Source organism: Rhodospirillales bacterium, assembly GCA_016710335.1.
In the GTDB taxonomy this organism is placed as follows: Bacteria; Pseudomonadota; Alphaproteobacteria; order Rhodospirillales; family Defluviicoccaceae; genus JADJXQ01.
Genome location: JADJXQ010000002.1, coordinates 52149 through 77785, shown reverse-complemented (window position 1 = coordinate 77785; position 25637 = coordinate 52149). Strand labels below are relative to the sequence as shown.

Annotated in this window: 27 protein-coding genes, 1 tRNA gene, 1 pseudogene and 1 riboswitch; of the genes and pseudogenes, 16 read left to right on the top strand and 13 right to left on the bottom strand. The window is 67.7% G+C overall.

Annotation, left to right across the window (positions count from 1 at the left end; translation table 11 throughout):
* Positions 1-10: 10 nt before the first annotated feature.
* From IPM60_03630 to IPM60_03595, 8 genes and pseudogenes are all read left to right on the top strand, one after another.
* Positions 11-436: a hypothetical protein gene (locus tag IPM60_03630; GenBank protein MBK8907007.1), complete on the top strand. Its 426-nt coding sequence runs from the start codon at positions 11-13 to the stop codon at positions 434-436.
* A gap of 130 nt (positions 437-566) precedes the next feature.
* Positions 567-1004, top strand: a complete 438-nt coding sequence (locus tag IPM60_03625) for a MaoC family dehydratase (GenBank protein MBK8907006.1) — start codon at positions 567-569, stop codon at positions 1002-1004.
* A gap of 14 nt (positions 1005-1018) precedes the next feature.
* Entirely contained in the window at positions 1019-1993 is a 975-nt protein-coding gene (locus IPM60_03620; protein ID MBK8907005.1) for a bifunctional riboflavin kinase/FAD synthetase, read from the top strand.
* Positions 1994-2079: 86 nt separating this feature from the next.
* Complete coding sequence (locus tag IPM60_03615; protein ID MBK8907004.1) at positions 2080-4950, top strand: isoleucine--tRNA ligase; 2871 nt, start codon at positions 2080-2082, stop codon at positions 4948-4950.
* Between the two features lie 19 nt (positions 4951-4969).
* Positions 4970-5479, top strand: a complete 510-nt coding sequence (lspA, locus tag IPM60_03610) for a signal peptidase II (protein MBK8907003.1) — start codon at positions 4970-4972, stop codon at positions 5477-5479.
* Positions 5480-5554: 75 nt separating this feature from the next.
* Positions 5555-6151, top strand: coding sequence for a DUF3035 domain-containing protein (locus IPM60_03605; protein MBK8907002.1), 597 nt, complete (start codon positions 5555-5557; stop codon positions 6149-6151).
* 255 nt (positions 6152-6406) lie between these two features.
* Positions 6407-7813: an insulinase family protein gene (locus tag IPM60_03600; GenBank protein MBK8907001.1), complete on the top strand. Its 1407-nt coding sequence runs from the start codon at positions 6407-6409 to the stop codon at positions 7811-7813.
* Positions 7810-9141 (top strand): annotated as a pseudogene (locus IPM60_03595) (insulinase family protein). The gene IPM60_03600 and the pseudogene IPM60_03595 overlap by 4 nt, the downstream one beginning before the upstream one ends.
* 734 nt (positions 9142-9875) lie before the next feature.
* On the opposite strand, the gene IPM60_03590 reads toward IPM60_03595, so the two are convergent.
* From IPM60_03590 to IPM60_03555, 8 genes are all read right to left on the bottom strand, one after another.
* Complete coding sequence (locus IPM60_03590; protein ID MBK8907000.1) at positions 9876-10457, bottom strand: NAD(P)H-dependent oxidoreductase; 582 nt, start codon at positions 10455-10457, stop codon at positions 9876-9878.
* Between the two features lie 54 nt (positions 10458-10511).
* Positions 10512-11099: a YceI family protein gene (locus IPM60_03585; GenBank protein ID MBK8906999.1), complete on the bottom strand. Its 588-nt coding sequence runs from the start codon at positions 11097-11099 to the stop codon at positions 10512-10514.
* Positions 11096-11707, bottom strand: coding sequence for a cytochrome b (locus IPM60_03580; GenBank protein ID MBK8906998.1), 612 nt, complete (start codon positions 11705-11707; stop codon positions 11096-11098). The genes IPM60_03585 and IPM60_03580 overlap by 4 nt, the downstream gene beginning before the upstream one ends.
* Before the next feature lie 37 nt (positions 11708-11744).
* Complete coding sequence (locus IPM60_03575; protein ID MBK8906997.1) at positions 11745-11984, bottom strand: hypothetical protein; 240 nt, start codon at positions 11982-11984, stop codon at positions 11745-11747.
* 68 nt (positions 11985-12052) lie between these two features.
* Positions 12053-13429 carry an MFS transporter gene (locus IPM60_03570; protein ID MBK8906996.1) on the bottom strand — a complete coding sequence of 459 codons (1377 nt, stop codon included), beginning with the start codon at positions 13427-13429 and terminating at the stop codon, positions 12053-12055.
* Positions 13429-14664, bottom strand: a complete 1236-nt coding sequence (locus IPM60_03565) for a class I SAM-dependent methyltransferase (GenBank protein MBK8906995.1) — start codon at positions 14662-14664, stop codon at positions 13429-13431. The genes IPM60_03570 and IPM60_03565 overlap by 1 nt, the downstream gene beginning before the upstream one ends.
* Positions 14665-14694: 30 nt before the next feature.
* On the bottom strand, positions 14695-15477 hold the full coding sequence (locus IPM60_03560) for a DUF1365 domain-containing protein (GenBank protein MBK8906994.1): 783 nt from the start codon (positions 15475-15477) through the stop codon (positions 14695-14697).
* Complete coding sequence (locus tag IPM60_03555) at positions 15477-16826, bottom strand: FAD-dependent oxidoreductase (protein ID MBK8906993.1); 1350 nt, start codon at positions 16824-16826, stop codon at positions 15477-15479. The genes IPM60_03560 and IPM60_03555 overlap by 1 nt, the downstream gene beginning before the upstream one ends.
* Before the next feature lie 142 nt (positions 16827-16968).
* On the opposite strand from IPM60_03555, the gene IPM60_03550 reads away from it, so the two are divergent.
* From IPM60_03550 to IPM60_03540, 3 genes are all read left to right on the top strand, one after another.
* On the top strand, positions 16969-17706 hold the full coding sequence (locus IPM60_03550) for a hypothetical protein (GenBank protein MBK8906992.1): 738 nt from the start codon (positions 16969-16971) through the stop codon (positions 17704-17706).
* Complete coding sequence (locus IPM60_03545; GenBank protein ID MBK8906991.1) at positions 17703-18458, top strand: SDR family NAD(P)-dependent oxidoreductase; 756 nt, start codon at positions 17703-17705, stop codon at positions 18456-18458. Before IPM60_03550 ends, IPM60_03545 begins: the two co-directional genes overlap by 4 nt.
* A gap of 170 nt (positions 18459-18628) precedes the next feature.
* Entirely contained in the window at positions 18629-19357 is a 729-nt protein-coding gene (locus IPM60_03540) for an SDR family oxidoreductase (GenBank protein MBK8906990.1), read from the top strand.
* Positions 19358-19587: 230 nt separating this feature from the next.
* On the opposite strand, the gene IPM60_03535 is transcribed toward IPM60_03540, so the two are convergent.
* The 3 genes from IPM60_03535 to IPM60_03525 all read right to left on the bottom strand — a co-directional run bounded on the left by IPM60_03535 (position 19588) and on the right by IPM60_03525 (position 22120).
* The gene (locus IPM60_03535) at positions 19588-20541 is read right to left on the bottom strand and encodes an ABC transporter substrate-binding protein (protein MBK8906989.1); all 954 of its coding nucleotides are present in this window, start codon (positions 20539-20541) and stop codon (positions 19588-19590) included.
* A 9-nt stretch (positions 20542-20550) separates the two neighbouring features.
* On the bottom strand, positions 20551-21327 hold the full coding sequence (locus tag IPM60_03530) for an ABC transporter permease (protein MBK8906988.1): 777 nt from the start codon (positions 21325-21327) through the stop codon (positions 20551-20553).
* Positions 21328-21340: 13 nt separating this feature from the next.
* A complete protein-coding gene (locus IPM60_03525; protein MBK8906987.1) occupies positions 21341-22120 on the bottom strand; it encodes an ABC transporter ATP-binding protein in 780 nt (259 codons plus the stop codon).
* Positions 22114-22263: riboswitch (TPP riboswitch) on the bottom strand. (Overlaps the previous gene by 7 nt.)
* Before the next feature lie 160 nt (positions 22264-22423).
* Here IPM60_03525 and IPM60_03520 point away from each other — a divergent pair.
* Positions 22424-22912, top strand: coding sequence for a DUF192 domain-containing protein (locus IPM60_03520; protein ID MBK8906986.1), 489 nt, complete (start codon positions 22424-22426; stop codon positions 22910-22912).
* A 278-nt stretch (positions 22913-23190) separates the two neighbouring features.
* Complete coding sequence (locus tag IPM60_03515) at positions 23191-23493, top strand: hypothetical protein (GenBank protein MBK8906985.1); 303 nt, start codon at positions 23191-23193, stop codon at positions 23491-23493.
* A 120-nt stretch (positions 23494-23613) separates the two neighbouring features.
* On the opposite strand, the gene IPM60_03510 is transcribed toward IPM60_03515, so the two are convergent.
* Positions 23614-24393, bottom strand: a complete 780-nt coding sequence (locus tag IPM60_03510; protein MBK8906984.1) for an FkbM family methyltransferase — start codon at positions 24391-24393, stop codon at positions 23614-23616.
* An 84-nt stretch (positions 24394-24477) separates the two neighbouring features.
* Here IPM60_03510 and IPM60_03505 point away from each other — a divergent pair.
* Positions 24478-24554: transfer RNA gene (locus IPM60_03505), tRNA-Pro, on the top strand.
* Between the two features lie 38 nt (positions 24555-24592).
* Here the strand turns inward: IPM60_03505 and IPM60_03500 are convergent.
* The gene (locus tag IPM60_03500) at positions 24593-24814 is read right to left on the bottom strand and encodes a hypothetical protein (GenBank protein ID MBK8906983.1); all 222 of its coding nucleotides are present in this window, start codon (positions 24812-24814) and stop codon (positions 24593-24595) included.
* 58 nt (positions 24815-24872) lie between these two features.
* On the opposite strand from IPM60_03500, the gene IPM60_03495 reads away from it, so the two are divergent.
* Both IPM60_03495 and IPM60_03490 read left to right on the top strand, forming a co-directional pair.
* Entirely contained in the window at positions 24873-25124 is a 252-nt protein-coding gene (locus IPM60_03495; protein MBK8906982.1) for a type II toxin-antitoxin system RelE/ParE family toxin, read from the top strand.
* A 3-nt stretch (positions 25125-25127) separates the two neighbouring features.
* The gene (locus IPM60_03490) at positions 25128-25547 is read left to right on the top strand and encodes a helix-turn-helix transcriptional regulator (GenBank protein MBK8906981.1); all 420 of its coding nucleotides are present in this window, start codon (positions 25128-25130) and stop codon (positions 25545-25547) included.
* Positions 25548-25637: the final 90 nt, after the last annotated feature.

Here is a 25637-nt window from a genome sequence, read left to right as displayed (position 1 = left end):
TCGGCGGACGATGGCCATGGCAGGAGGCAAGAGCGAAAGCGAATGGGCGACCTTCGTCGCCTGGTGCAAGCAGCGGCGGCTAAAGGCGCTGCCGGCGCATCCATGGACGGTCGCCGCCTATGCCCGCTGGTGCGAGGCCCGGCATGGCTTCCCGGTTGTCGCCAGGCGCATCCGCGCCATCGCCCGCGCCCACGTCCTGTCGTGCGCGCCGCCGCCGGATCGCGATCCGCTGGTGGCGCGAACCCTCATGCTGATCGAGCGCCGCGACCAAACCCGCCCGCAGCGCGCGTCGCTGTTCAGCGACTCAGGCGACGCTTCGCCTTCTGAAGCCTCCCACGAAGAGGCCGACGACCATGTGCGACCTTCCGCCATCAGGCGGTGGCGCGCTATGCGGGCCATCCCCCGTCTGGTGCGCCGTCGCCCGACCGGGTCGTGACTGAACACGCCCGCAGCCTTCAACGCACTCCTCTTGCTCGTTCGAGGCCAGCCGTTTAGGATCGGGTCACCTATTGTGCGCTGCAGCATCAAGCGCCGCTCTACAACACGCTGAGGAAGAGGAAAACGCCATGAGCATACGGGACGACCTGCAGGGCTATTATTTCGAGGACCTCAAGGAGGGGATGTCGGCAACGTTCGGGAAGACGGTGACCGACGCCATCATCGAGTCCTTCGCCGGCGTCTCCGGGGACACCAACCCGGTGCACTTGAACGACGATTTTGCCAAGGAAACCATGTTCAAGCAGCGCATCGCCCACGGCATGTTCGGCGCCGGCCTGATCTCCGCCGTGTTCGGAACCAAGCTGCCGGGCCCCGGCTGCATCTACGTCAGCCAGACCCTCAAGTTCAAGGCGCCGGTCAAGGTCGGCGACACGGTCAACGCCACCGTGACCATCAAGAAACTGCTGCCGCAAAAGAAGTTCGTCGAGTTCGACACGGTCTGCACTGTGGCCGGCAAGCCGGTGATCGAGGGCGAAGCGCTGATCATGGTGCCGTCCCGCGGCTGACGCCGGGACAGGTCATGCGCCTGTTCCGCCACTACGAGAATCTGCCGGACGGGGTGCGCGGCGCCGCGGTCGCGATCGGCAACTTCGATGGCGTCCACCGTGGCCACCACGCGGTGATCGGCGAGGCCGGCCGCACCGCGCGCTCGCTTGGCGTGCCGTGGGCGGTGCTCACCTTCGAGCCCCATCCGCGGAGCGTGTTCCAGCCGGATGCGACGCCGTTCCGGCTGACGCCGTTTCACCTGAAGGCGCGGCTGATTGAGGCGCTGGGGGTCGACGAATTGATCGTCGTGCACTTCGATGCGGCGTTCGCGGCCCTGACGCCGCGCGAGTTCGTCCACACCGTGCTGATCGACGGACTGGCGGCGCGCTCGGTGGTATGCGGGCACAACTTCGCCTTCGGCCGCGGCCGCGCCGGCACACCGGACCTGCTGCTCCATCTCGGCGGCGAGTTCGGGTTCGATTTCACCTGCGTCCAGGAGATCCGGGACGACGGCGGCCGGACATTGTCGTCGACCCGGGTGCGGGACAGCCTCAAGCGAGGCGACCTCGCCGACGCCACCCGGGTGCTCGGCCGGGCGTTTACGATCGAGGGGCGGGTGACCGAGGGCGACCGACGCGGCCGCACCATTGGCTTCCCGACCGCCAATCTGGCTTTGGGCGAGGTGCTGCGGCCGGCGCTCGGGGTCTACGCGGTGCGCGCCGGCATCGAAGATGAAGGCGGGGTGGTGTGGCGCGACGCCGTCGCCAACCTCGGCTACCGCCCGACGTTCGGGGGAACCGATGTTCTCCTGGAGGCGCATCTGTTCGACTTCGACGGCGATCTCTATGGCCGCCATCTGCGCGTCGCTTTGATCGAGAGGCTTCGCGCGGAACAAACCTTTGACGGCATCGACGCTTTGAAGGCACAAATCAGCGCCGACTGTGTCCACGCCCGCCGCGTGTTGTCGACCGCCCATCCGGCGGCGATCCAGTCGACAACCGGACGGTAGGACTGGCGTTGTCGGGTAGCAGGAGGGAGGGGGCATCCGCCGCCTCGAACTTTAGCTTAGATGCTCGTGTAAGCGGAGAAAGACGCGTGGATTACAAGACGACGGTGTTCCTGCCGCGCACCGGCTTTCCCATGAAGGCCGGGCTGCCGAAGCGCGAGCCGGAGATCCTCAGTCGCTGGGAAGCGATGGATCTCTACCGCCGTCTGCGGGATGCGTCCCGCGGCCGCGAAAAGTTCATCCTCCACGACGGCCCGCCCTACGCCAACGGCCACCTCCACATCGGCCACGCCCTCAACAAGATCCTCAAGGATGTGATCAACCGCTCGCAACAGATGCTGGGCCTGGACGCCAACTACGTGCCCGGATGGGACTGCCACGGCCTGCCCATCGAGTGGAAGATCGAGGAAAGGTACCGCGCCGCCGGCAAGGACAAGGACGAGGTGCCGATCATCCAGTTCCGCCAGGAATGCCGGGAATTTGCCGCCGGGTGGATCGACGTGCAGCGCGACGAGTTCAAGCGCCTGGGCGTGATCGGCGACTGGGCGCGGCCTTATTCGACCATGGCCCACGAGGCCGAGGCTCAGATCGTCCGCGAACTCGGCAAGTTCCTGATGAACGGCGGCCTCTACAAGGGTTCCAAGCCCGTCCTCTGGTCCGTGGTCGAGCGCACCGCCCTCGCCGATGCCGAGGTCGAATACCACGACCACCGCTCGACCACGATCTTCGTCCGCTTCCCGGTGATGCGCGGAAGCCTGCCGTCCTTGCAGGGCGCTTCGATCGTGATCTGGACCACGACACCGTGGACCATTCCCGGCAACCGCGCCGTTGCCTATGGGGAGGGCGTCGACTACGTGGTGATCGAGGTCACCGAGGCGGGCGAGGGGAGTGCGGCGGCGGCCGGCGATCGCATCGTGCTGGCGGAATCGCTGGTGCCGGACGTGGCGGCCGCGGCCCGGATCGGCGCCCATCGCGTGGTCGGCCGGCTGAAGGGCAGCGAACTGGCCGGAACCATCCTCCGCCATCCGCTGCACGGGTCCGGCTACGGCTTCGACGTTCCGATGCTGGCGGCGGATTTCGTCGACGTGGACACCGGCTCCGGCTTCGTCCACTGCGCCCCGGGTCACGGCGCGGAGGACTGGGAGCTTTGCATCCGCAACGGCATCGCGGTTCCGGATACGGTCGGCGCCGACGGCGCCTTCCTCGGCCACGTGCCCCTGTTCGCCGGCCGCCACGTCATGACCGGCGACGGCAAGGATGGCGACGCCAATGGCGCGGTGGTGGCGGCGCTCCGCGACGCCGGCGCATTGCTGGCAACCAGCCCGCTCGTTCACAGCTATCCCCATTCCTGGCGCTCCAAGGCGCCGCTGATCTTCCGCAACACCCCCCAGTGGTTCATCAGCATGGAGACCAACGGGCTCCGCGACGTGGCGCTGAAGGCCATCGACGCGACGCGCTTCGTGCCGCCCTCGGGCCAGAAGCGGCTCCGCGGCATGATCGAGAGCCGCCCCGACTGGTGCGTCTCCCGCCAGCGTGCCTGGGGTGTGCCGATCACCGTGTTCGTCAACCGCGCCACCGGAGAGCCGCTCCGCGACGAGCGAGTGTTCCAGCGGGTGGTCGCGGCGGTGGAGGCGGAAGGCGCAGACGCATGGCTGACGTCGCCGCAGGAGCGCTTCCTCGCCCCCGAGCACGACCCGGCCGACTACGAGCAGGTGACTGACATCCTGGAGGTCTGGTTCGATTCCGGCTCCACCCACGCCTACGTGCTGGAGGCCCGCGACGAGCTTCGTTGGCCGGCGTCGCTCTATCTCGAGGGCTCTGACCAGCACCGCGGCTGGTTCCATTCGTCACTCCTGGAATCCTGCGGCACCCGCGGCAGGGCGCCCTACGATGCGGTGCTCACACATGGCTTCGTGATGGCCGAGGACGGGCAGAAGATGTCCAAGTCGCTCGGCAACATCGTCGCGCCGCAGGAGGTGATGAACCAGCACGGCGCCGACATCCTCAGGCTCTGGGTGGTTGGCTCCGACTATTCCGAGGATCTTCGCATCGGCGCAGACATCCTCAAGCAGCACGCCGACATCTACCGGCGGCTGCGCAACACGCTTCGATTCCTGCTCGGCAACCTCAACGGCTTCGACGCCCGCGAACGCGTCGAACGGCGCGACATGCCGGAGTTGGAGCGCTGGGTCCTGCACCGCCTTTGGGAGCTGGACCGGCAGGTGCGTCACGCCTGCGACGCTTTCGAATTCCACGCTCTGTTCGCCGAGCTCCACACCTTCTGCGCGGTGGACCTGTCGGCGTTCTATTTCGACGTCCGCAAGGACAGCCTTTATTGCGATGCGTTGATGACATCGCGGCGGCGCGCCGTGCGCACCGTCCTCGACGCCCTGTTCGACCACCTGACCGCCTGGCTGGCGCCGTTCATCTGCTTCACCGCCGAGGAGGCGTGGCTGACCCGCCACCCGGGGGCCGACGAGAGCGTCCACCTTCGCCTGTTCCCGGACGTGCCGGCGGATTGGCGCGACGATGCCCTGGCCGACAAGTGGGCGCGGCTCCGCGAAGTGCGGCGGGTGGTGACCGGGGCCCTCGAGCGGAAGCGCGCCGACAAGACCATCGGCTCCAGCCTGCAGGCGGCGCCGACCGTTTTCGCCGACGACCGCTGGTCGAGCCCGCTCGCGGCAATCAGCCGGGACGATCTCGCCGACGTCTGCATCACGTCCGGCATCGACGTCCGCCCCATCGCTGAGGCGCCGGCCGAGGCGAACCTGTTCGCCCTCGCCGAGGTGCCCGGCATCGCGGTCGCGTTCGCGCCGGCAGCGGGCGACAAGTGCGAGCGCTGCTGGAAGGTTTTGGAGGAGGTGGGCCGCCGGTCCGCCCATCCCGGCCAGTCAGCGTATCCCAATGTGTGCCTTCGCTGTGCCGATGCGGTCGAGCAGCACCTCGCCGCCGCTGAATAGCGACGGCCAAGACGCCGCTATGCCTTCGTCGCGCCGGTTGTGGGCGGGGCTGGCGATTGCGCTCACCGTGGCGGTGCTGGATCAGGCCAGCAAGTGGTGGATTCTCGAACGGGTCATGCAGCCGCCGCGCCGCATCGAGGTGACGCCGTTCTTCAATCTGGTGATGGGCTGGAACCGGGGCATCAGCTTCGGCCTGTTCAACACCGACTCGCCCTGGAATGCCTGGGTGCTGAGCGCCGTCGCCATCGTCATCGTCGCGGTGCTGCTCGTCTGGCTCTACCGCGGTCCGCGTCTGTTCGTCGCCGCGGCCATCGGATTGATCGTCGGCGGAGCGGTCGGCAACGTCATCGACCGCCTGCGATTCCAGGCCGTCGCCGACTTCCTCCAGCTCCATCTGGAATCCTGGGGATGCCCGCTGGGCTGGTCCTGGTGCTACTGGCCGGCGTTCAACATCGCCGACTCGGCGATCACCGTCGGCGCCGTCATAATCGTCGCCGACGCCCTGTTCACGCGCACGCAGAACGATTAGACTGACCGTCATTGGTGTGCATGAGGCATTCGCGATGCAATCAAGCGTTCTTGTCCAGTGCGAGGTGGTAAGCGCATGAAGATTCGGTTCGCGACGCTCGTTTTCGCCGGCGCCGTGGCGGCAACGGCCGGCGCCTGCAGCAACTCCCAGGAGATGCTCGGGCTCGGCAAACGCTCGCCCGACGAGTTCGCGGTGTACTCCCGGGCCCCGCTCAGCATGCCGCCGGGCTACGGGCTGCGTCCGCCGGAGCCGGGCAGCGATCGTCCGTCGCCCGGTTCGCCCGGCGATCAGGCCCGGCAGGCGATGCTGAGCGGCCGCAGCGCTTCTTCCGGATACGGCGGCGCCTATGCCGGCGGCTCGGCCCCGACGCCGTTGCCCGGCGCGTCCACCGGGACGGAAACGATGCTGGCCAGGACCGGCGCCCTCGACGCCGACCCCGGCATCCGCGCCGTCGTCAATGCCGAGACCAGCATCCTCGCGGAGGAGGACCAGAGCTTCACCGAACGCCTGATGTTCTGGAGCAAGCCGACCGCCTACGGCAGCGTTGTCGATCCTCTGGAGGAAAAGCAGCGCATCAGCGAAAACCAGGCCCTCGGCAAATCCGTCACCGCCGGCACCACCCCGGTCATAGAGCGCAAGCGCCGCGCGCTCTTGGAAGGGATCTTCGATTAAAGGTACGGGGTCGTGTAAAGGTACGGGGTCGTGCCGTTGCTCGGGGGCCGAGTCGGGCGCCGACTGAGAACGTCTTCTCAAAGAGGCGGAGCCGGCGAAGCGATCCAGGCCGGCGCCTGTTCCTCGATCGCCACGCATGTGCAGAGCAGATGCTCCCGATGACCGCCGTTCCGCTCGGTGCGCCGGTCGGGTTGCGCCGATCCCGGGCGCGACACATGTAACGGGAGCGGCCACCACGGCATCAGGTGACATGCGATGAATGTTGCAGAGCGATCCCGCAGCCGTGCACGGCGGCTGATCATGGTTCTGTTATCCGGCTGGCTCGTTGCCGCCGCATGGCCGGGTCCGGCCGCCGCCAAGGTCTTCAACCCGGAGACGTTCACGCTCGCGAACGGTATGCAGGTGGTGGTGGTCCCCAACCATCGCGCCCCCGTCGTTACGCACATGGTCTGGTATCGGGTTGGCTCTGCCGACGAACCGCCGCGCGAATCAGGTATCGCCCACTTCCTCGAGCACCTGATGTTCAAGGGTACCGAGAAATCCCCTGCAGGCGAGTTCTCACAGTTCGTCGCCCGCAACGGCGGCCGGGAGAACGCGTTCACCTCGATGGATTACACTGCCTACTACCAGACGATCGCCCGCGACCGCCTGGAAGACGTCATGGCGCTGGAGGCCGATCGCATGCAGGGCCTCGCTATTACCGAGGAACAGGTGGCGACGGAGCGCCAAGTGATCCTGGAGGAACGGCGTCAGCGCGTGGATAACGAACCGGCGGCGCTGCTCGACGAGCAGGCCGACGCGGTCCTGTTCATCAACCATCCGTACCGGCGCCCGGTCATCGGGTGGGCGCACGAGGTGGAGGGTATCGATTACGACAGCGTGCTGGCGTTCTACCGGCGCTGGTACCGGCCTGAGAACGCGATCCTGGTGGTGGGCGGCGACATTACCGCAGAGGCGCTGCGGCCGCTGGCGGAGCGGACCTACGGCGCCATTCCGCGATCGGAGACGGAGAGAACGCACGCCATGGACGTCGAGCCGCCGCACCACGCGGCAGCGCGGCTGACGATGCGGGATGAGCGGGTAGGGCAGCCGGTATGGCGGCGGATGTACTTGGCGCCGAGCTATCTCACGGGCGCCAGCGAACATGCCTACCCGCTGCAGGTTCTGTCCTACATTCTTGGCGAGAACGCCACCAGCCGGCTTTACAGGCAACTCGTCGTCGACGCGCAGGTCGCGGTGGCGGCCGGCACCCGATACGACGCCACCGCCCGCGGGCCGTCCCAGTTCGCCCTCTACGCGTCGCCGCGCCCCGGTGTGTCCATGGAGGACCTGGAAGCGCAAATCGACGCAGTGCTGGCCGGTGTGGTGGACGAAGGGGTTACCGACCAGGAGGTTGCGGCCGCCCGCGAGCGTTTGGTCGCAGACGCCACTTACGTGCGGGATTCGCTCACCGCCGGCGCCCGTATTATTGGCGAGGCGCTCGCCGTTGGTCTGCAGGTGGAAGACGTGGAGCGCTGGCCGGAGCGGATCGCCGCCGTAACGCCGGAGCAGGTGCACGCGGCGGCCCGTTACGTTCTCGACATTCGCCGTTCCGTCACCGCGCTGCTGCTGCCGGAAGCGGAGCCACAGGCGCAGGCGGAACCACAGGCGCAGGCTTTATGACCGCAAAGCTCTTTCGAGGGCAGGCGCGGCGCGGCGCGTTCGTCCTGTTGCTGATCGCGCTGCTGACCACAGGGGCGTCGCCGGCCGGCGCTGTCGAGGTGCAGCGGGTCGTCGCCGGTGGCGTCGAGGCCTGGCTGGTGGAGGATGACTCGATCCCGATCATCAGCGTGGACATCGCCTTCCGCGGCGGCGCGGCGCTCGACCCTGAAGGCAAGGCCGGTCTCGCCCGGTTCACGATGGCGCTGCTGGACGAAGGTGCCGGAGACCTTGATTCGCAAGCGTTCCAGGCGCGCCTCGAGGCTCTGGCGGTCGAGCTGAGCTTCTACGCGGGACGCGACACGGTCGGCGCGGAGATGCGCACGCTGACCGAGAACCGGTACGCCGCTTTCGACCTGTTGCGCTTGGCGTTGACCGAGCCGCGCTTTGATGCAGAGCCGGTGGCGCGGGTGCGGAACCAGATCGAGGCGCATCTACGGCAATCGGCCGAGGATCCGGGTGACCTTGCCGGCCGGCGACTGTTTGCGGCGCTATACCCGGAACACCCCTACGGCCGGCCGGCCGATGGGACGCTGGAGACGATCGCCGCGATCACCGCCGACGACCTGCGCGGCTTTGCCGCCCGGCGCCTCGCCCGCAGCAATCTGGTGATCGGGGTGGTGGGCGATATCAGCGCCGGAGACTTGGCCGCCGTGCTGGAAACCACTTTTGCCGGCCTGCCGGAACAGGCCGCCCCGGACACGGTGTCCGAGGTGGCGCCGAAACCAGGCGGCAACGTCATCGTCATCGACCAGGCGGTGCCCCAGAGTGTGATCCTGTTCGGGCAGCAGGGGGTGCAGCGCAACGACCCGGAGTTCTACGCCGCCACCGTCCTCAACCACATTCTCGGCGGCGGCAGCTTTACGTCTCGGCTATACGAGGAGGTTCGGGAATCGCGAGGGCTGGCGTACTCCGTCTCCACGCAGCTTTACCCGCTCGACCACAGCGGGCTCCTCAGCGGCTCTGCCGCCACCGCCAACGCCCGCGTTGCCGAAACCGTTTCCATCGTGCGCGAAGAATGGCGGCGCATGGCCCAGAATGGCGTCACCGAGGCCGAGCTGAACGACGCCAAGACCTACCTCACCGGCTCGTTCCCGCTCCGTTTCACAAACTCGGCGAGCATCGCCGGGATGCTGGTGGGCATGCAGTTGTACGACCTTGGCATCGACTACATCGACCACCGCAACGACCTGATCGAGGCCGTCACTCTCGACGACGTCAACCGCCTCGCCGGAACCCTCCTTGCCCCCGACCGGCTCCTGTTCGTGATCGCCGGCCAACCCGCCGGCCTCCCAGCCACCAACGGGGGGGGGGGGGGGGGGGGGGGGCCCCCCCCGGGCCGGGGGGCCGGGGGGGGGGGGGCCCGGGGCCGGGCGGGGGGCCCCCCCCCCCCGGCGCGGCCGGCCGGGCCGGGGCCCCCCGCGCCCCGGGCCGCGGGGGGCCCGGGGGCCGGCCCGGGCCCCCGCCGGGGGCCGCCCCCGGGCGCCCGCCCGCCCCCGCCCCCCCCCCCCCGCGGCGCCGCCCCCCCCCGCCCCCCCCCCCCGGGGCCGGGCGGGGCGCGCCCCCGGGCCCCCCCCCCGGGGGCCCCCCCCCCCCCCCCCCCCGGGGGGGGCCGCCGCCCCCCCCCCGCCCGCGCCCGCCGCCCCCCCCCGCCCCGGCCCCCCCCCCCCCCCCCCCCCCCCGGCCCCGCCCCCCCGCCGCGCCCCCGCGCCCCGGGGCCGCGCCCCGGCGCCCCCCCCCCCCCCGGGCGCCCCCCCCCCCCCCCCCCGGCCCCCCGGCCGCCCCCCCCCCCCCCCCGCCCCCCCCCCCCCCCCCCCCCCCCGGGGGGGCGCCGCCCCCCCCCCCGCCCCCCCCCCGGCGCGCCCCCCCCCCCCCCCCGCCCCCCGCCCCACCCCCCGGCGCCCCCCCGGGGCCGCCCCCCGGGGGGCCCCCCCCCGCCCCCCCCCCCCCCCCCCCCCCCGCCCGGGGCCCCCCGCCCCCCCGGGCGCGGGGTAGTGCCTCCTTGCGCGTCGTCCGCGCTCGCGCTCTACAAGTGGCTCTTTTGCTCCGTCTTGGGTTCCGCCAGGCGTTCGATCAGGTTGGCGAAGCGCTGAACGAACGCCGCGATGAAGCCGCGGACGCGATCGTCGGTCACGTTGCCGCCTTCGTCGATCAGATCCGGAGATTTGAAGGTAATATACACTTCCCCCGGCATGACGATTCCGTTGAGGATCGACAGGATTTGCCGCAGGTGTTGCTGAGCCAGCGCCGTTCCGATATTGCCGGGCGACGTGCCGGCCATTGCGATGGTCTTGTCGCGCCAGACGTTCTGGTCCGCCGGCTTCGATCCCCAGTCTATGGCGTTCTTCAGAACCGCCGGGATTGATCGGTTGTATTCCGGCGTCACAAAGCATACGGCGTCCGCTGCATTGATTTCAGAAACGAACCGTTGCACCGACGCCGGCCGTTCCTTCTCCAAGTCCGCGTTGTAGAAAGGCAAGTCATCCATCTTAACCCAGTCGAAGCGCAACGACGCGGGCGCATTGTTTTCGATGGCGCGCGCCAGGCGCACATTCAGCGAGTGCTTTCGGTTACTCCCGACCAACATCGCAACATCATATTGAGCCAACGCTCTCTCCCCTCAAAATCCCGTAATCATGGTCACGCGTGGCGCATGATACATCTACTGCCGCACGCCCTCTATGGACAGGGTCAGGTCGACGGTCCGGGATGCCGGGCCGAGGTCGTAGTCGATATCGAAGTCGGCGAGGGTGATCGTCGTGGTGCCGAGGAAACCGGCCCGGTAGCCGCCCCACGGGTCCTTGCCCTGTCCGATCTCCTCCGTCTGGATCTCGACCGGCTTGGTAACGCCGTTGAGGGTCAGGTCGCCCTTGATCACCGCCGTCTTGTCTCCGGTCGGTTCGATCGAGGTGCTGACGAAGGTGGCCTTCGGGTGCTCCTCTACGTTTAGGAAATCTTTGCTTCGCAGGTGCTTGTCCCGCTCAGCGTTGTTGGTGTCGATGCTCGCCGTGTCGATCTCGACCCGGACGCTGGAGTTGGCCGGCTGCTCGGGATCGAGCGAGAACTGCCCCTCGAAGTCGTTGAAGCGGCCGTACATCCAGCTATAGCCCAGGTGCTTGATGCGGAACTCGACGAACGCGTGCTGCTTCATGGTGTCGATGATGTAGGTGTCGGCGGCGCGCGCGGCGGGAACCGACGCCCATGCGGTCGCAGCGACGACCAGGGCAGTGGCAAGCAAGCGAAGCTTCATGACGATCTCCTCTTCTCGGATCTGTAAGATGTCACGCTGGATGGCGACGTACGCTCTGTTCGGCCCGCCCGCAGCATCCTAATAAGTGTTTCATCGCGATCAAGGACGTGATGCTTTAAGGCCGCCATGGTGTGCAGCCCGGCCAGAGCGATCAGCGCAATGGCGACCCAGTAGTGCACCGCGCCCGCCGTGTCGGCTTGGCGCGGCAGGTCGTGGATGACGGCCGGGATCGCGACAACGCCGAACACGTCCACGGGGTCGCCCTTGGCGGTGACGATGAGATAGCCGCTGATCGCTGTGACGAACACGCCGAGATACATCAGCCCATGGGCCACCGAGGCGCCCGCCGCCTCCCAGCGCCGCACCCCGGCCGCCGGTTCGGGCACCCCGTCCCACCACCGCCAGAGGAGTCGCACCGCCATCGCCACCGCCGTCAGCACGCCGAACGCCTTGTGCAGATCCGGCGCGCGATTGTACCAGGGGTGGTAGTAGGTCAGGTCCACCATCCACAGGCCGGACACGAACAGCGCCACGATGGCCACCGCCAGCACCCAATGGGTGACGATGCCGATCAGACCATACGCGTTTCTGCTGTTGCGCCACTTCATCCGCGGCAGCGGATCAAAAGTTCGTGATCTCGGCTCATCACGTCAACTGGCGCGGGTGTCCGCGGGTGGAGTCGCCGTCCGCGGCGCGCCTGCTGAACTCGTCCCAGCGCACATCGAACGCCCGCGACAACCCGTAGCCGATGCCGAGCCCGATCAGCACCGCAGGCACGCCGACCAGGATCGCCTTGCCGACGATGGCCGCAGCGCCGGCCTTCGCCAGCGGCGCAGCGCGGGATGCCGCCGCCGGAATGTGGTAGCCCTGAAATGCCGCTCCCATCTTGTTCTCCTGTCTGCTGCCCCACCGATCCTGGTGCTCATCAAGACGTAGGCCGCAGGCGCCACGTTTCAATGGCTTTGGCCGACGGCTCCCCGGCGCTCACGGCGGCCGTCGAGCCGCCGGCGGATGATCCCATGACGCCGCGCGGTGATCGGGTGGCGCCAGACCACCGCCACCGCCGCAAGCTTGAGCATCGTCGGCAGCAGGGCGTAGATCAACGCCAGCGCCAGCAAGGCGCTCTCGGGATTGTCGACGCCGGCGCGGAAGCCGAGCGCCTGCAATGCCGGAAACGCCAGACCCACGGCGGCGCCCAGCGCAAGCTTGGTGGCCATGCTCCAGATGGCGAAGAACAGCCCGGCGCGCTCTCGCCCGGTGCGCAACGTGTCGAGATCCACCACGTCCGCCTGCATGGCCGGCGGCAGCGCCAGGTCCGCGCCGAGCGCCATGCCGGTGACGATGCAGACCACGGAGAACGCGGCAATGTCGCCGGCCGCCAGGAACGGCACCCAGACGAACGCCGCGCACGCCATGACCATTGCGCCGCACCAGGTGCGGTGCTTGCCGAAGCGCCGACTGAGGCCGAGCCACATCGGGATGGCGGCGATGCCGGCGACGAAGTACGCGAGGATCAGCAGGTTCCGCGCCAGCGGCGAAGCCTGCAGGACGTGATCCAGGTATAATGGAAACAACACGGCCGGCAGCCCGTTGGCTAGTCCGTTGATGAACCAGGCCGACACCAGGCGGACGAACGGCTTGTTGTGGTACATCGACGCCAATGCCCGGAGCCGCGGCGTGGCGGCAACCGGCGCCGCTTCCCTGGGCGGCTCCGGAACGCGCCACAGCAGCAGCGCCAGAGCCGGCCCGCCGATGGCGATGGCGAGCCAGGCGACCGCGGCGAGTTCTTCCCCTTCTGCCGCCCCGAGAGCGAGCGCCGCCGCGGGCACGCCGGCGGCAACGACGATGCCCAGGATCATCGCCGCCTCGCGGGCGCCGGCGATGCGGGCGCGGCCGTGGTAGTCGCCGGTCAACTGGGCGCCCCACGCCGTATAGGGGATGGCGACCAGCGTCCAGCCGAGATACAGCGCCGCCGCCCACACGGCGAGATAGCCGACCGTCACTGTCTCCGGCGGCTCGAACATCTGCACCAGGGCCACCGCGGCCAGCACCGCGCCGATCACGATCCACGGCTTGCGCCGGCCGCCGGGCAGCCGCAGCCGGTCGCTGGCGATGCCGATCAGCGGGTCTGTAACGACGTCGAGGATGCGGGCCGCCAGCAGCACCAGCCCGGTCGCAGCCAGCCCCAGGCCGAGCGTCTCGGCGTAGAAGGTCGGCAGGTACACGTAGACGGGGATGGTCGGCATCGCCAGCGCCACCGCCGGCAGCGCGTAAAACAGCAGCATCGATCGATCGACGTGCCGCTCGGAGCCGCCGCCGGCAGCCGCCATCAGCCGGCGCGGATCTGCAGTTGCGCAACGTCGATGGTGCCGGACCGGAACCCCACCTCGCAATAGGCCAGATAGAACGTCCACATGCGCCGGAAGCGCTCGTTGAAGCCGAGCGCCGCGATGCAGAGCCACTCCCTGTCGAACGCCCGGCGCCAGTGCGCCAGGGTCTCCGCGTACGACGGCCCGAACGTGAAGTGGTCGGTGACCGCTAGACCGGCGCGCTCGATCTGGCGCTTCAGGACGCTTGGCGACGGCAGCATCCCTCCCGGGAAAATGTAGGTCTGGATGAAGTCGGCGGCGCGCCGGTAGTCCTCGAAGCGATCCTCGGCGATGGTGATGATCTGCATCCCGGCGATGCCGCCGGGCGCCAGCCGGTCGCGAAGCGTGATGAAAAACTGCGGCCAGTGCTGTTCGCCGACCGCCTCGAACATCTCGATCGACGCGATGCGGTCGAACCGCCCATGGACATCGCGATAATCCTGGAGTCGCACCTCGATCAGGTCAGCAAGGCCGGCCTCGCGCACCCTGTTCTGTGCATGAGCCTGCTGCTCGCGGGACAGGGTGATGGCGGTGACCCGGCAACCGTAGTTCCGCGCCGCGAACACCGCGAAGCCCCCCCAGCCGCAGCCGATTTCCAGCACATGGTGATCCGCCTGAAGGTCGAGCGCCTCCGCCAGCCGGCGATACTTGCGGGCTTGCGCCTGCTCCAGGCTCAAGCCGCTCTCGTCGAACAGGGCGGCGGAATACGTCATGCCCGGATCCAGCCACACCTCGAAGAAGTCGTTGCCGAGGTCGTAATGGTAGGCGATGTTGCGCCGACTTCCGCGCCGAGAATTGCCGCGCAACAGGTGACGAAAGCGACGCGCCCAGTGCGCCCCGGCGAAGCCCATCGCCGCGCTCTGCAGGGCCTGTTCATTGGCCTGGGCGAGGGCGAGCAGGGCGTTCAGGTCCGGCGTGTCGCAATCGCCGTCCATGTAGGCTTCGGCGAATGCCACTTCGCCGCCCGTCAAAAGCTTGCGGATGGCGCGTGCATGACGCACGGTCAGCGCCGCCCGCGGCCCGTCGCTCGCTCCGCTGATAGTGTAGCGGGCGCCGTTGGGCAGCCGAAGGTGCAGGTGCCCGATCTCCAGGCGTCGCGCGACGCGCACCAGCAGCGCCGACCACAGGCTTTCAGCCGTCCACGCCGCGGCCCAGGCGCGGCGGTCCGAGCCGTGATGTTCCCTCACGTCGACCATTGGCGTTCCTTCCCTACTGTCCCGAGGGCCCTACTGTCCCAAGGGCTTGACGACAGTGACGGTCTCCACGGGCGGCTCCGGGCGGCGGACCATGCGCATGCCCTTGAGCCACAACCTCAAGGCTTCCCAATGGATTCCGGCAATGACCTTCAACGTCATCAGCGGATAGCGGACGAACGCGGCGGCGAGGGCGCGATCGCTGAAAGGCATGCGGCGGCCGCTGAGCCACGCGTTCAACAGCGGCCCGTCCTCGTCGTCCTGGTTGATGACCACCGCGAGGGTGTCGTCCGGCGGCTTCAGGCTGAACCGGTAGCGACCAGCCACCCGGTTGAACGGCGAGACGTAGAATTCCTTCGCGCAAGCCTGGTGGACCGAGCGCGTCCCACGCGGCTCGACCGGGATCAAGTAGCAATGATGCTGTCCGAAGGTGTTGCGTACCTCGTAGATCACCGCCTCCAGCACCCCGTCGCGGGCGTAGCAGAAATAGATGCTGAGCGGATTGAACACGTAGCCGAGCACCCGCGGAAAGCAGAGCAGGCGAATGGCGCCGCCTTCGAGGCTGATCCCGGCCCGCGCCAACTGCGCCTCGGCCCAGTCGCGGAGCCCGGTGTTGTTCCCAGCGCCGTGGTCGGACTCGAAAAAGCTGAACAGGTTGAAGCGATTGCAGGAGAAAAGCCGGTTCCGCCGGTCGAGTTCCGGCAGCTCGTCAAGATCCACGAAGATGGAGAACACGCGATAGCGCAGGCGATGGCGACGCGGCCTCAGTCGCTGATGCAGAACGTCGCCGAAATAGAGCGCCGAGGCGATGGTCATCAGGCAGCCACCCGCGCGTCCGCGGATCCCAGAAAATGAATCCGGTCCGACTCTCCCGGTACGAGCCACGGCCGCGGCACGCCGCTGATTCGTTCCGCAACCGCAAGTCCGGCCTGCAAGCCGTCCTCGTGGAACCCGTAACCGCAATAGCTACCGCAAAACCACGTCCGGCGCACGCCCTGGATGTCGCCGAGTTGCCGCTGCGCTTGAAGGGCGCGATGATCGAACGCCGGATGCTCATACGTGAACGATTTGATCGTCTTGTCCGAGTCCGGCTGTCGATAGGGGTTCAGGGTCACGAAAAGCGGGTTTTCCGGATCCAGCGACTGCAGCCGGTTCATCCAATAGGTCACCGACACCTTCGCCGTGCCGTCGGCGCCCCGCCCGCTCATGTAGTTCCAACTCGACCATGCGCCGCGGCGGCGCGGCATCAAGGTCGCGTCCCGGTGCAGTACGGCCACGTTGGTGGTGTAGGGGAAGGACCCCAGCACGGCGCGCTCGCGGCCGTCAGCGTCGCCCAGCATGGCCAGCGCCTGATCGGCGTGGGCTGCGATCACCACATGGTCGTAACGCTCGTAGCCATCCCCGCTAGTGGCTACGGTCACCCCTCGGCCGTCGCGGCGGATGTCGCGAACGCGAGCGCCAAGCCGGATGCGATCGACGAAGGGCGCGGTCAGGCGCCGGACATATTCGCGGCTGCCGCCGGTGACCGTCCGCCACTCCGGCCGCCCGCGCAGTTCCAGCAGCCGGTGGTTCTTGCAAAAGTTCAGGAACGCGGCCGCCGGGTAGTTGCGCATGTCGGCGGCCGGCGTCGACCAGATCGCGGCGCCCATCGGCAACAGGTGGTCATGAACGAAATTGTGCGAATAGGCCCGATCGTCGATGTATTGCCCGAGCGTCAACGCGTCGGCCCCGCACGACCGCAAGAACGCCGGCGCTTCCCGATAGAAGCGGACAATATCGCGAAGCATTCGCCAGAACCGCGGCCGCAGCACGTTGCGTTTCTGCGCGAACAGGGCGGCGCTGCCGTATTCCAGCGCCCCGTCGTCGATGGAGGCGCCAAACGACATGTCGCTCGGCTTGGTAGGGACGCCGAGGTGGGCGAACAGGGCCACCAGGTTGGGATAGTTCGACGGGTTGTAAACGATGAACCCGGTATCGACCGCCACCGGACCTGCCGGTCCCGGAGCATCGACCGTGTTGCTGTGCCCGCCGATGCGATCATCGGCCTCGTAGACGGTGACGTCGCAACTCTGATGGAGCAACCAGGCGGCTGACAGACCGGATATTCCGGTCCCAATTACCGCGACACGGGCCGGCGCCGTCGCATATGGGTCTATAATATTCATTCTTGATCTCCTCTTTGCACCGGTTACGGCGGCGCCGCGGCCATGGATCAACCGGGCACGCCGCCACGGCCTGATCCGACGCCGGCGAAAGCGCGTAAGTCTCTTCAGTGAACCGGCAAACAGACTAACGGGGGACGGTCCCATGGGCTCCAGGATCTTGACGATGGTCGCGGCCATGGCGCTCGGCGCAACCGGGTCAGCCTCGGCATCGGCAACCGACTCGCTACATTTTGCCTCTCTCAGCGATCCGGCCGCCGAGTCCCAAGCGCTCGACCCCCGCGACCTTTATGGCAGCGAGTTGCTGTTCGGCGTGTATCGGGACGGCACGCGGGTCGGGGAGCACCGCGTGTCATTCGGAGAAGACGGAAACGCGATCGTCGTGGACGTGCGTTTCAACGTGAACGTGCGGTTCCTCGGCTTCAGCGCCTATCGCTACGTCTACACGGCGACCGAGCGGTGGCAGGACGGGCGTCTTGTCGCACTCGCAGCGGAGACCGACGACAACGGCGACATCAGTCGCGTGAGCGCGGTCGAGGTCGGCGATCGCTTGCACATCCGCGGTCCGGCCGGCGGCGTCGAGGCGGCGGCGGGAACGTTCGCGACGAACCATTGGAATCCCGGCGTGCTGACCGAGGACACGGTCATCAACACCATAACCGGCCGACTGAGCCAAGTCCGCATCGTCGAGCGCGGCACCGAGGAGGTTCGCGTCAACGGCGCCGTCGTCGCTGCCCGGCGCTTCGTCTACACCGGCGATCTCGACAACGAGGTCTGGTACGACCGCGACGGCCGCTGGGTGAAAATGCGCTTCCGCGCCGAGGACGGCTCGACCATCGAGTACGTCTGCGAGCACCGTGGTCAGAAAAGGAACCAGTCATGAGCCAGATCGCCTGGTGCACGGGCGCCGGCAAGGGCATCGGCCGCGCCACCAGTCGCCTTCTCGCCGAGCGTGGCTGGACCGTCGTTGCGAGCGCACGGACCCGGTCGGATCTGGACTCGCTGGCGTCCGAAACGGCCTCCTTGTCCGGAAACGTCGTGCCTTATCCGCTCGACGTCACCGATCCCGAGGCCGTGGCTGCGGCCGCGGCGGAGATCGAGGAGAGCGTTGGGAAGATCGACCGCGCCCTGTTCATCGCCGGGAACCATGTCCCAATAGCGGCCAAGGATTTTGCGGTCGATCCGTTCCGCATGCTGGTCGAAGTCAATCTGATGGGGGTCGTCCATGGCCTTGCCGCGGTCCTGCCGCGGTTCATCGAACGCCGCCACGGACACGTCGCCGTAGTCGCCTCCGTCTCCGGATATTGTGGACTGCCCGGCGCGGCAGCCTACGGGGCCACCAAGGCGGCGCTGATCAACATGTGCGAAGCGCTGAAGCCAGAGCTGGATCAGTTCGCGGTGCGCCTCACCCTGATCAATCCCGGCTTCGTCAAAACCCCGCTCACCGACCAGAACGACTTCAAGATGCCGTTTCTGATGGAGGTGGACGACGCCGCCCGGCGCATCGTCGACGGCCTCGACGCCCGCGGCTTCGAAGTGACGTTCCCGCGGCGCTTCACCTATGCCCTCAAGCTGCTCCGCATGCTGCCGTACCCCCTCCAGTTCGCCGCCACCCGCCGCCTGGTCCGGTCCTAGTGCGCAGACCCATCCGGATGGTACATCTGACTGGGTCGGATCGTGCACTGGAATCAGTTAGTTGCGCGCAGCGACTGTGCATTCTTTGAATGCACCGCTGCACTAGTGCTTTTCAACCTCGCGCTTGCGCCGGTGCGCCCGGGCGCGCCCAAACCCTTTAGGAGCACCAGATGACAGCACCCATCCTCGTCTTCGGCGCGACCGGTGGCATCGGCGAGGCGCTGACGCGTCGACTCATCGCCGCGAATCAGCCGGTGTTCCTCAGCGCCCGCGACCAACAGCGGCTGGCCGCGCTGGCCGGCGAGGTCGGAGCGCCGCACGCGGCCGCCGACATCTTGGACGAAGCAGCGCTGGGTTCCGTGGTCCAGCGGGCAGCGGAGGAGGGCGCCCTCGGCGGCCTCGCCTTTTGCGTCGGGTCGATCGTCGTGAAGCCGTTGCATAACGCGTCCGCGGCGGACTTCCTGGAGGCTTTCCGCTTGAACGTGCTCGGTCCGGCGCTTGCTGTGAAGGCCGCCGGCGCGTCCCTGAAGCAAGGGCGCGGGTCCGTGGTCCTATTTTCGTCGGTGGCGGTCGGCCAGGGCTTCACCCATCACTCGGTCATCTCCGCCGCCAAGGGCGGCGTTGAGGGCCTGGTGCGTGCGCTCGCGGCGGAGTTGGCGCCGGAGGTCCGGGTAAATGCGGTCGCGCCAAGCCTGACCCGGACGCCGCTCGCCGCCCCGTTCACCCGCAGCGACGCCATGGCCCGTGGCATCGCCCAACTGCACGCACTGGCGCGTCTCGGCGAGGCGGACGACATCGCCGCCGCCGCAGCGTTCCTGCTGAGCCCCGACAGCGGCTGGGTCACCGGTCAGGTCATCGGCGTCGACGGCGGCCGCAGCCGGGTCCGCACCAAAGGCTAGCCGTCCACGGGTAGCCGATGGCTGTTGATCGGGCGCCGAACGACCCTATCTGCTTCAAGGCCACGCGCCAGTGTCCGGCGCTCCACCGGCATACATCCGCATACATCCCGATCCGCCGAAACGGACACAAATCCTTTTGAAACAATGGTTTACGGGCGAAAGCCTGGGCGAAACCGGCGCCAATTCCGATAGAAACGGGCAGAAACAGACAGTTACCGCCAGGAACTGCCTCAGCGCTGCAACTCGACGGCGTACGTCTCCAGGGGCGGGACGTCGTCGATCAGCCCGCTGTCCTTGAGGAACGCTGCGAAGCGCTGGTAGCGGCCGTGGTCGAGGGCAGCCGGACGCAGGGCGAAGCGGGGCAGAGTGTCGCGCCAGGCGCGCCGGTTGAGGTCGTCGTCGAGGTCGGGATGGGCGGCGATGAACGCCTGCCAACTGTCGTTCGGATGGTTGATCACCGCCTGCACGGCGCGCTCGAGGGCGGCGACGAAGCGGGCGATGCGGGGGTCGAGGAGGCGGTCCCGGTGGACCTCCACGATCAGTTCGTCATAGGCCGGAACGCCGTGCTCTTCCGGAAAGAACGCCCGGCCGGGACGGCCGACGATGTCCATCTGGTTGAGCTCGAAGTTGCGGTAGGCGCCGATGACCGCGTCGACCTGTCCGGCGATCAGCGCCGGCGACAGCGAGAAGTTGACGTTGACTAGGCCCACGGCGTCGAGATCGAGGCCGTGGTGGCGCAGCATGGCGCCGAGGATCGCATCCTCGAAGCCGCCCACGGAGAACCCGACCTTGCGACCCTTGAGATCAGGGATCGCCTGCACCGGTCCGTCCGCCAGAACCACCAGGGCGCTGAGCGGGGTGGCGACGAGGGTGGCGACGCGCACCAGCGGCAAGCCCGCGGCGGCCTGGAAATGGAGCTGCGGCTGATAGGAGACGCAGAGGTCGGCGCGACCGGCGGCGACAAGCTTCGGCGGATCGTTGGGATCGGCCGGCGCAAGCACCTCCACATCCAGGCCGACGTCGCGGAAGTACCCCCGCTCGCGGGCGACCACGATGGGCGCATGATCGGGGTTTACGAACCAGTCTAGCAGCAACGTCAGCTTGTCCGCCGCACGGGCATGGTATGGCTGCAACATCAAGATAGTGACGGCGAGCACTGCAGCGATACACGAAGACGGAGTCATGGGCGGGCCTCAGGTTCGGGTGGGATCGGTGTCCGCTTGCCAGGGCAGTGCCCGGCGCAGCAGGGCGTCCATGGTGAAGTACAATGCCACCGCCATCGCCGCGAGGGTGAGGAGTGCGGCAAACATCACGTCCACCTGCATGCGGGCGTTGGCGTGCAGCATCAGGTAGCCGAGGCCGGCGCTTGATCCGACCCATTCGCCAACCACCGCGCCGATCGGGGCGACAGCGGTAGCGACACGCAGCCCGGAGGCCAGCGCCGGCAGCGCCGCCGGCAACCGCACGTGGCGGAGTGTCGCCCAGCGGTCGGCACCCATGGCGGCGGCGAGATCGAGCCAGCCGGGATCGGTCCGCCTGAGCCCGTCATGGAAGGCGCTGGTCACCGGAAAGTAGATGATCAGCGTCGCCATCGCCACCTTGGAGGCGATGCCGTAGCCGAACCACAGTACCAGCAGCGGCGCCAGCGCGAACACCGGCACCGCCTGGCTCACCACCAGCACCGGCAGCAACCAGCGCCGCGCAGGCCGGAAATAGGCCATGACGATGGCGCTCGCGCACCCGAGCGTCGCGCCGACGACGAGGCCGAGCAAGATTTCGGCGAACGTCAACAGCGCATGGCCCGCGATGACGGCACGGTGGTCGATCCACGCCGCCGCGACGCTGACGGGTCCGGGCAGGATGTAGGGCGGAAGATCCATGACCACGACCACCGCCTGCCAGATCAGGCACAGCCCGACCGCCAGCACCAGCCACCTCGCGACGGCGCTCACCGCAACGCCCCCCGTCATCGACGCCGTCCGGTCATCGGTGCGCAGCGGCCAGGCGGGCCAGCAACTCGCCCTGAAGCCCCAGCACCACCGGATCGTCGACCGCCCGCGGCGGCGCCACCTCCGGCTCCGGCTCGATGGGCGCGCCGAGGCGGGCGGGGAGGCCGGCCAGTACGTGGATGACATGGCCAAGGCGCAGCGCTTCCAGCGGATCGTGGGTCACCAGCAACACCGTGCGCCCGCCGAGCAGGCGCGCCGCCAGGTCCTGCAGGCGGATGCGGGTGATGGCGTCGACGGCGGAGAACGGCTCGTCCATCAGCACCACCGGGCGGTCCTCCATCAGGGTGCGTGCCAGCGCCGCCCGCTGGCGCATGCCGCCGGACAGGGTGTCGGGCCGGGCGCCGGCGCTGGTTCCGAGACCGACCGCGTCGAGCAGCGCCGACGCCCGGTCGCGGCCGTCGGACCTGTCCTGGCCGGTTCGCGCGTCGCCGCGGAGGCGTTCGCCGAGGCGCACGTTCTCCAGCACCGTCAGCCACGGCAGCAGCAGATCCCGCTGCGCCATGTAGGCCGCCCGTCCGGCAAGATCGCCGCCGTCGGAGCAGGTGACCCGGCCGGCGCCCCCGTTGCCGCGCTCGAGGCCCAGCATGAGCCGCAACAGCGAGGTCTTGCCGATGCCGCTGGGGCCGAGCAGGCAAGTCCAGCGCCCGGCCGGGAGGCTCAGCGCCAGGTCCTCGAACAGCACCATGCCGCCGTACGCAAGGCAGCCGCCACTCATGGTCACGGCGAAAGGCGGCTTGGAGCGACGTTCGAGCATGACGACACGCGTCCCTACGCCGGTACGAACCGGATCAGGTTCCTGGGGTCGTCTCCCGCCATGACATCCAGCCATGGATCCCGGGCGCGTTGGTCCGGAACGGAGACCTCTCAGCCGGTGCGCCGGCTCCCCCCGGTGTTGGAGGTTCGCGGTTTATGAACGAGCCTGAAGGCGGGCGCAAGGCGGACGCGCCATGCTGATCTTCGGCTTGCGGTGCCGGTGGCTGCGCGCCCATGTTCAGGAGCGGTTGCTGCATCGCAGCGAAGGACGGGAGGAAGGGCAGTGGACAGAGACAGACGACGCTTGGCCGGGGCCTTGCTCATCGCTTGCGGAACCGCCGCCGCCGGCGGTTGGTGGCCGGTGTGGCGAGCGGCGCGGGCGGAGCAGGCGACCGCGGAGGCGCTGCCCATTGCGCGCGTCATCGTGCAGGGGGCCGACGGGGAGGCCGGCTTCAATGTCGAAATCGCGTCCACACCGGAGACGCGAACGCGGGGCCTGCAGCACCGCCGGTCCCTTGCCGCCGGCGCCGGGATGTTGTTCCTGTTCGGTAAAACCCAGCCGGTCGCCATGTGGATGAAGGATACCTATATTCCGCTCGACATGCTGTTCATTGCCGCTGATGGCCGCATCGTCGCCATCGCCGAGAACACGCAGCCGCAGTCGCTGGCATTGATTCGGGCGCCGGAGGCGGTAGCAGCGGTGCTGGAACTGAATGCCGGGACGGCGCGTCAGCAGGACATCGCTGTCGGCGACCACGTGGTCTTCGCTGCGACGCGCCGGTTCTCGCAGTAGCATCCCCCAGTCCACACGATTGGTCGCAGTGCTGCAAGCCTCGGTAGTAGACACAAAACTTTCTCGTTGCACCGGCGGTGGGAGAAGCTTACATATGGGCTGATGCTGCACTGCGAAATAAACCGGATCGGATCACGCGGTGCCGATCGAGCCGCGGTTCATGCGGAGGCTGAAAAGCGAGCCGAATGTGCGCCGACGGCAAAAAAGGCGGAGACCGGGTAACGGTCGTGACGTGGGGTGGGACGTCTTCTGCAACGAGCAGGGCTCAGGAGACTTCCATGTCGACGGTCAAATTCACTGATGAAGAAATGGCGCAGTTCGTCGCCTGCTTCGAGCGTTGCCCGACGTGGGCCCGCTGGGGGCGGAGCGAGGGTGCGCAGGGAGACGTTCTGGAGATCACCGTCGCCGGCCGCCGCCCGGCAACGCTGCGCCTGACCAAATCCCACACCCGCGGCTATCTCGCCATCGGCTTCGACGGCTGGGGCCTCACCGTCTGCGACGACTTCTCGGAGATGCTCGGCATCCTCTCCGGCTTTGGCTTCGACGCCGCGACCTTGAACCTGGATGCCGTCGCCGCGTAGGCTACTGCACAGGCCCATCCGAGCGGTACAGTCGAATGGTCGAATGGCACTGGTTTTAGATAGCTGCGCGCAGCGACGGCGTATTCCTTGAACGCGCCGCTGCACTGCCGTCGACGGCGGTCAGTCCGCGTAGATCTGTGCTGCGAATGCTGTGCGGCGGCGAGGGTGGATGTAGAATGAATTCAGATCGCCGAGCCGCCCACGAACAAGCCGGTTACTGACGAAGGCATACCGCTCATAGCCCAGGTCAAACAGCAACTTTGCATCCACCTCTGGGCGGTTGTTCTCCATCAACACGATCGGCTTATCTCGTTCTATTGTCTCGTAGCCACCGGCGATGACCTTGGCTTCCGAACCTTGAACATCGATCTTGAGGAATCCCGTTCGCAGCCGGAAGTCGTCCAACCTTCTGACGTTGCAATGGAGGGTGCGCACTTCGAAGTGCCTCGGGTCAAAGCCCCACAGGTTCTCGCAGTTCAGCGACGACTCTACTTCGGCGTAGTGTAAGGAGGCGAGACCATCAAACGGTGCAGTCTTATAGTGCGGAACAAATAATTCGAAAGTACCCGGTTGGTCGGAAAGACCATAGGGCTCTACGACAATAGCGCGATCTCCGGCGAACATCTTCTGAAGCGCTGGAACCAGAATGGGATTTGGCTCGAATGCCACAATCGGCATGTTCGGCTGGAACAGGCGCGCCGCCCGGACAGTGTTACCGCGATTGGCGCCAATATCGACATAGGCGGCATCGTCGGCGCTCAAATAGTAACGAAGTGCATTGAAGTCACGTTCAGTGGGCCGCTGGAGCACCCGGTTGATCGCACGCTTCACGTCCGGCTTGAACCCGCAATGGCCCTGAACCTCTGCAAAAGCTCTTGCGATATACGCATCAACGTGCACCCATGCCTCCCCAGCGGTTTCGAAACCCGTAAAAATACTTGCGGACTTGAGAGATAAAGTCAATGTTGCGGAGGCAGCCAGGTTCGGGGAGTGGCGCAGTCTGGTAGCGCATCTGCTTTGGGAGCAGAGGGTCGCTGGTTCGAATCCAGTCTCCCCGACCATCAAAGGCGTGTTTCCGAAGAGACTTAAGAGGAATTACTCAGGCCTCGCGGTCAGCGCCGGCAAGGGCGACGAGCCAGGTCGCGATCGTCACCGCCTGCTCCGGCGGCACGCCGGCCGCCAGCACGTCCGGGTGCAGCGACACGATGGCGCCGGTGCGGAGCGAGATGGCCGCGAGCTCGTCGGCGGCGCTGCCGATCGCCTTGACCGGCTCCGCGATCGCGCCGCCGGCGGTTTTGCCGACCCAATCCCAGAAGCTCATGTTGGCGTTTCCTCCGTTTTCCTTGCACAAAACTATAGCAATTTGCTATATTCCATTCATGGACATCACCTACCGCAAGCCGGCCGCCAAGATCCTGCGCAGGATGCAGCCGAAGCGGGCGCAGATGATCCGTGACGACCTGGCCCTGTTCGCCGCCGATCCGAAGCGGACCGACGTGGATGTTGTCGATCTGACCAACCGCCCCGGCTTCCGGCTGCGCAGCGGCGACTGGCGGGTCATCTTCGAGCTGACCGAAGATCGCCTGGTCGTGTTGCGGATTTCGCCCCGCGGCCAAGTGTACAAGGACTGAAAGATGAACACCCGGACCAAGCCGCAGATCATCTACCATGACGGCGAGCCCGCCTTCGCCGTGATCCCGTGGGAGGAATACCGCCGCCTGGCGCCCGAAGCGCCCGTCGACGAGGGCGATATGAGCGACGAGGAGCTCTTCGATCGCGCCAAGGCCGCCGACGAAGAGGAGTTTCCGGCCGCGGTGGTCGACCGGCTTCTCGCCGGCGTCCATCCGCTGAAGGTGTTCCGCAAGCACCGCGGGTTGACCCAGCAGCAGCTCGCCGCCCGCGCCGGCGTCGGCACGCTCTACATATCGCAGATCGAGACCCGCCACCGCACCGGCTCCGTCGAGACGCTGCGCCGCCTGGCCGGCGCCCTCGGCCTCGATATCGACGACCTGGTCGAGGATCGGCCCGCCGAACCGGACGACGATAGCCGATAGCGCCGCGTCTCCTCCTGGCTCGGCTCGTGGTCGCTGCTGAGGAGCGCGTCGGCGGCGGTGCTGATGGCCTTGACCGGCTCCGCGGTCGCG